The following is a 3,931-nucleotide window of genomic DNA, read 5'->3' as shown; positions in this document are numbered from 1 at the left end:
CCCCTTGGTAAGGGGAAAGGTTGGAGAGGGGTTCTATATTAGTAAAGTTTTAAGCCGTAGTATAAATGTAATTAATTGACGAAATGTATTAATATTTCTCACAACTATTTCTCACAAATATTTCTCACAACTATCTCTGATGGTGCTTCCACACAACAAACCGACTACCTTTTATGTATCAAATCTTGGTAATTGACGATGACTTTGCTGTACTAACATTTTTAAAGCGGATGTTGGTAAGGCAAGGTTATAAGGTAGTCGCTGCTAGCAATGGTGAAGATGGAATCGCTCAAGCTTACGCTACCCAACCAGCACTGATTATTTGCGATTGGATGATGCCAGGATTAAGTGGTATCGATGTTTGCCAGCTAATCAAAGCAGAACCGAACCTGTCCACAACGTTTTTTATATTACTTACATCCCTCGACTCGGTTGCCGATCGCGTCAAAGGATTAGATGCTGGAGCAGATGACTTTATTACCAAACCCATCGAACAAAACGAACTCCAAGCAAGAGTCAGAGCGGGATTGCGATTGCATCAACTGAGTCAGGATTTGCAAACGCAAAAGCAAATGCTCGAAGATGAACTTACGGAAGCTGCTGAGTACGTTTGTTCATTGTTACCACCTCCCGTATCTAAACCCCTCAACATTAAATATAAATTTATACCTTCACGTCAACTTGGAGGTGACTGTTTTGACTACTATTGGCTCGATCCGGATTATTTAGCATTATACCTGCTAGATGCTGCTGGACATGGTTTAAAAGCCACCTTACCCTCAATTTCAGTCCTAAATTTATTGCGATCGCGTGCTTTGCAAAATCTCAACTACTATCAACCCAGTGAAGTACTCAAAGCACTAAATGAAACCTTTCAAATGAACTATCAAAATGATAAATATTTTACGATTTGGTACGGTGTTTACAACCGCGTCAAACGTCAATTAATATATTCAAGCGCAGGACATCCACCAGGTATATTAATATCCGGTAAATCAACCACCAGCACTGAAGTCAAGTTATTAAGAACTTCAGGAATGCCAGTTGGTATGTTTCCGGATGCAAAGTATATTGATGGTTTTTGCACAATCGAAGAACAGAGCAGTCTCTACCTTTTTAGTGATGGTGCTTATGAAATTACCCTTAGTAATGGCAGCCTTTGGGGTTTAGAAGCATTTATTCGTAAACTTGTGAGTTCGCATCATTCCTTTGATGCTGAATTAAATGATGTTATCCAATACCTGACAGCATTGAATGTCAAAGAGGCTTTTGATGATGATTTGTCAATTCTGAGAATAGATTTTAGCTAATAATTTTGGCTATTTAATCTTTGTCATTAATGACTTTTGAAACTCATCACGATCGGAAAAAACTTCAAAAACTTTATCCATTCCCGTGAGTTCAAATAATATGCGAATTTGCTCATTAATCGAGCAAAGCACTAATTTACTATTTGCAGCTCTCAAAGTCTTAAATGCCAGAACCAAAGCACCTAAACCAGAACTATCCATAAAAGTGACATTTTTCAGGTCAACTAAAACAATTTTCGTGCCATTTTCCACAAATCCCGTAATTTCTTGCCGGAATGCTTGTGATTTAGTCGCATCTAAACTTCCACTTGGTTGAAAAATTTGTACTTGTTCTGTCAACATGTTTGGTGAAATTACTTATAAAAATGGTATCTTGATTTTCTATTACTTGTTTATGATAGTTCATTTAAAAAATTGTTGCCAACTTGCCATAAAGTATCATTCTTGACCATTTACTGCCAATTATTACGGTAGTTGCTAGGGTCAATTTTTTCCCTATATTTTAGAGGTAAACGGTTGTTTAGCCTTATTTATGTTGTATCCAATAAAGAAAAGCGCGATCGCAGTTAGGTACTTCCAGAAAATAAAATCTTCTTTCTCATATACTTACCAACACTATCACATGAAGGGTGAGGAGACCTTTCAGGTAAGCGCAAAGCGCAGGCTTCGCCAACGCCACTTTGACGAAGAGAAGTTGCGTGCGCGGGTTCCCCGCGTTGAGCAAACTTCGGGGACGGAAACCGACACCGCCAAGTGGACTCACCCCACCCCTACAATTGTGGAGAATTTATTTCTTGGTGTTCCCTTAACCAGGTTATGGGAATTTTCCGTTTGACACCTCACTCAGTAAAAACTCTGACTCGATACAGCAACTTTTCACCTTGACGATAACCAACATTTAGTACTTTCACATTATCCCCAGGTTGTGCGTTTCCCCTTATTAGCTGGTGAAATTGAGGTTCGTATGGTAATTCATCACCTACTTTTTCCATTACTTCCACATCCCAAGCTTGCAATAGCTTTTCGAGTGGCTTTTGTATCAAAGGCAGGATATTCACTGCGGGTAATTGTGGGTTTTCCCTTGCTTTCTGCGCTGCTGTGGGAAATTGTACCAAAAAAGATTCCAGCAATTGTAAACTCTCCTGCTGGAATTGTTGCTGTAATATGTGGCTTTGTTGTGCGATTTGCTCCTGTAACAGCGAATATTCCCGTTCCAAATCAGCAATTCGCTTGCATAATCCTTCTTGATTGGGGAGTGGGGATAAGGAGCTTTGTTGTGAGAATATTGTAATTAGTTCGTCTAAACTAACCTGTAATACTTGCGAAAGCTGAAGTAAAACCTTCACCCTCATTTGTTCGACTTCACCCCGTCGTAACCGCAAAATTTGTCTTTCCGAAACACCAGTAACGCGACTCAGTGCTTTCAAGCTGGAAATACCAACTTGCTGAATTAAATTTTGTAGTTTAGGGGTGAAGTCTATCATATTGGGTAATGGGCAATGGGCAATGGGCAATTCGCAATTCGCAATTCGCAATTCGCAATTTGCAATTTATGAGAGACGCAATATATCGCGTCTCTACATTCCTAACTCCTAACTCCTAACTCCTAACTCCTAACTCCTAACCCCTAACTCCTAACTATTCTTCCAAAAGACTCCGCAACATCCAAGCTGTTTTTTCATGGACTTGCATTCGCTGTGTGAGCAAGTCAGCTGTCGGTTCGTCATTGACTTCTTCGATTAGGGGGAAAATCGACCGTGCTGTTCGTACGATCGCTTCTTGCCCTTCCACTAGCAAGCGAATCATCTCTTTAGCTTTCGGCACTCCTGGAGTTTCTGCAATTGAACTGAGTTTCGCATATTCACTATATGTCCCAGGGGCAGGATAGCCAAGGGCACGAATTCTTTCGGCAATTAAGTCTACAGCTAGCGCTAACTCTGTATACTGTGTCTCAAACATCAAATGTAATGTCTGAAACATCGGTCCTGTTACATTCCAATGGAAATTATGGGTTTTCAGATACAACGTGTAAGTGTCTGCCAAAAGACGCGACAATCCTTCGGCAATTTTTGCCCTTTTACCGTCATCAATACCGATATTTACAGAAGTAGCTTGAGTTGCCATAAAATTTCTCCTGATTCCTATTAATTATTAGTTACTGGTTGTTGCTCATTAGTCAAGGGATTGGGAATTCCTAAGCAATATGCATTTTGAGTACGCTTTGAGGTGCTTTACGAACTCTGGCTAAAATAGTATCTTTACCTAGACGCTGACATGCTTCATAACGATGGCAACCTGAAAAGCCATAATATAGTCCTTCTACTTCTAGTACGTCTATTGGTTCTTGTTGTCCGATTTCTGCTATTGATGCCATCAAGGCTTTTACTTTTTCTTGGTCGTTCTGACGGGGCAAGGGTCGTCGAATCTGGTTTAATGGTATTTCTTGGACTTGTACCATAATATTATTGTTCGCTAATTAACTTTTCTCTTTCTTTTCTTCAATTAAATCATACTCGTTATGACTTCAGTTTGCAACTGTTATAAATAAATTTTTGAATGAAAGTCGCTTTCTAAATATTTGAATTATTTATGTTACAAAATGACTACAATAAGAATGAGGG

General features: G+C 39.5%; 6 protein-coding genes. 2 read left to right on the top strand and 4 right to left on the bottom strand.

Going from position 1 to position 3,931, the window contains the following annotated elements:
• Nucleotides 1-173 precede the first annotated feature (173 nt).
• Nucleotides 174-1,310 (top strand): PP2C family protein-serine/threonine phosphatase, encoded by a 1,137-nt coding sequence (locus CK510_RS27575; protein WP_095724694.1) that lies wholly within the window; start codon nt 174-176, stop codon nt 1,308-1,310.
• A 9-nt stretch (nt 1,311-1,319) separates the two neighbouring features.
• Here the strand turns inward: CK510_RS27575 and CK510_RS27570 are convergent, their stop codons facing one another.
• On the bottom strand, nt 1,320-1,652 hold the full coding sequence (locus tag CK510_RS27570; protein WP_211293324.1) for an STAS domain-containing protein: 333 nt from the start codon (nt 1,650-1,652) through the stop codon (nt 1,320-1,322).
• Between the two features lie 190 nt (nt 1,653-1,842).
• On the opposite strand from CK510_RS27570, the gene CK510_RS27565 reads away from it, so the two are divergent.
• Nucleotides 1,843-2,145 (top strand): hypothetical protein, encoded by a 303-nt coding sequence (locus CK510_RS27565; RefSeq protein WP_143289467.1) that lies wholly within the window; start codon nt 1,843-1,845, stop codon nt 2,143-2,145.
• A gap of 4 nt (nt 2,146-2,149) precedes the next feature.
• Here CK510_RS27565 and CK510_RS27560 read toward each other — a convergent pair whose 3' ends face one another.
• The 3 genes from CK510_RS27560 to CK510_RS27550 all read right to left on the bottom strand — a co-directional run bounded on the left by CK510_RS27560 (nt 2,150) and on the right by CK510_RS27550 (nt 3,768).
• On the bottom strand, nt 2,150-2,794 hold the full coding sequence (locus CK510_RS27560) for a helix-turn-helix domain-containing protein (protein WP_095724695.1): 645 nt from the start codon (nt 2,792-2,794) through the stop codon (nt 2,150-2,152).
• A gap of 154 nt (nt 2,795-2,948) precedes the next feature.
• Nucleotides 2,949-3,434, bottom strand: a complete 486-nt coding sequence (locus CK510_RS27555; protein ID WP_095724692.1) for a Dps family protein — start codon at nt 3,432-3,434, stop codon at nt 2,949-2,951.
• Between the two features lie 70 nt (nt 3,435-3,504).
• Complete coding sequence (locus tag CK510_RS27550; protein ID WP_095724691.1) at nt 3,505-3,768, bottom strand: ParB N-terminal domain-containing protein; 264 nt, start codon at nt 3,766-3,768, stop codon at nt 3,505-3,507.
• Between the last annotated feature and the right edge of the window lie 163 nt (nt 3,769-3,931).

Origin of the sequence: Brunnivagina elsteri CCALA 953 (genome assembly GCF_002289455.1) — a bacterium.
Taxonomy (GTDB): domain Bacteria; phylum Cyanobacteriota; class Cyanobacteriia; order Cyanobacteriales; family Nostocaceae; genus Brunnivagina; species Brunnivagina elsteri.
This window is presented reverse-complemented; position numbering and strand designations above follow the sequence as displayed.